The 1,634-nt window shown below is 38.3% G+C and carries 2 protein-coding genes and 1 pseudogene; all 3 read left to right on the plus strand.

From position 1 onward, the window contains the following. Positions 1–844: pseudogene (locus tag AC06OU_RS03615) on the plus strand (DNA-directed RNA polymerase subunit beta'); the annotation flags it as partial. 130 nt (positions 845–974) lie between these two features. Beyond that, on the plus strand, positions 975–1,223 hold the full coding sequence (locus AC06OU_RS03620) for a ribosomal L7Ae/L30e/S12e/Gadd45 family protein (RefSeq protein WP_475854042.1): 249 nt from the start codon (positions 975–977) through the stop codon (positions 1,221–1,223). Between the two features lie 97 nt (positions 1,224–1,320). Further along, positions 1,321–1,634, plus strand: a 314-nt coding sequence (gene rpsL, locus AC06OU_RS03625; RefSeq protein ID WP_475854043.1) for a 30S ribosomal protein S12, incomplete at its 3' end; no start/stop codon positions are given.

Here is a 1,634-nt window from a genome sequence, read left to right on the forward strand (position 1 = left end):
TATTATCGCAGCTCAATCTATCGGGGAACCAGGTACTCAGTTAACGATGCGTACATTCCATACAGGTGGGGTTGCCGGTGATGATATCACACAAGGTCTTCCACGTATTCAAGAGATCTTCGAAGCTCGTAATCCAAAAGGGCAAGCGGTTATTTCAGAGATTACAGGTACGGTTACTGAAATCGATGAAATTAGAGAAGGACAAAAAGAAATTACAATTCAAGGTAATGTAGAGACTCGTAAATACTTAGCGCCATACAATGCTCGTCTAAAAGTTCAAGTAAATGACGTAATCCATCGTGGCCAAGTACTAACAGAAGGTTCTATTGATCCTAAGGAATTGTTAAAAGTAAAAGATGTTTCAACTGTTCAAGAGTACTTGTTAAAAGAAGTACAAAAAGTTTATCGTATGCAAGGGGTAGAAATTGGTGATAAGCATATCGAAGTGATGGTTCGTCAAATGCTTCGTAAAGTGCGCGTAATTGAAGCAGGAGAAACTGACTTGCTTCCTGGCTCACTATTAGATATTCATCAATTTGCTGAAGCGAACAAAGAAGCAGTACTTCAAGGTAAGATTCCTGCAACTTGTCGCCCAGTTATCCTTGGTATTACAAAAGCATCTCTTGAAACAGAATCATTCTTATCAGCAGCATCTTTCCAAGAAACAACTCGTGTCTTAACAGATGCAGCTATTAAAGGAAAACGTGATGAGCTACTTGGATTGAAAGAAAACGTTATTATTGGTAAACTAGTTCCGGCTGGTACTGGTATGCAACGTTACCGTCAAATCCAAATAACTAAAAACGAATCAGATGCACAAAAAGAAGCGGTAAGCGCAGAATAACTTTATATTAGGGAGAGTTAATAATAATTCTCCCTAATATTTTCTTGTTAAGTGTTGACACTTTTTGCAGGGAATGATAATATATTTAAGGTTGATAGTTATCGGACTTGTAGCTTTGGAGGATATGTAAATGTCTTATGAAAAAGTAAAACAAGCAGACAAAACGATCATAGGTACAAAGCAAGCAGTAAAAGCAATGAAAAAAGGGCTTGTCAAAGAAGTATATATTGCACTTGATGTAGAATTGAGAATCATTGAACTAGCACGTCAGGCAGCAAACGATAATGATATCCCAATTACCTATGTCGAGTCTAAAATAGACCTTGGTAGAGCCTGTGGTTTGCGTTTAGGCGCTTCCGTTGTGGCTATTACTGTGTAACAGTTTTTGTGTTTAGCACAAAGACTTTGTTTTTACCCAAAAAATGAACCACCTGGATGTGTGGTATTAAAAGAACAAATGAAGGGAGGAATAATCGATGCCTACAATTAACCAATTGGTACGTAAGCCTCGTAAATCCAACATCACGAAATCAAAGTCTCCAGCATTAGGAAAAGGCTACAATAGCTTTAAAAAATCAGCTACAGATCTTAATTCGCCACAAAAGCGTGGGGTTTGTACTCGTGTTGGGACAATGACGCCGAAAAAACCAAACTCAGCACTTCGTAAATATGCGCGTGTACGTTTAACTAATACGTTAGAGGTAACAGCTTATATTCCAGGAGAAGGACACAACCTACAAGAACATAGTGTTGTACTTATCCGCGGAGGACGTGTAAAAGATTTACCAGG

The sequence above is a fragment of the Psychrobacillus sp. genome (assembly GCF_056205495.1).

What these genes read in the sequence shown, in the direction of transcription:
- AC06OU_RS03620 (WP_475854042.1), top strand. Translation starts at nt 975, where the DNA reads ATGTCTTATGAAAAAGTAAAACAAGCAGACAAAACGATCATAGGTACA.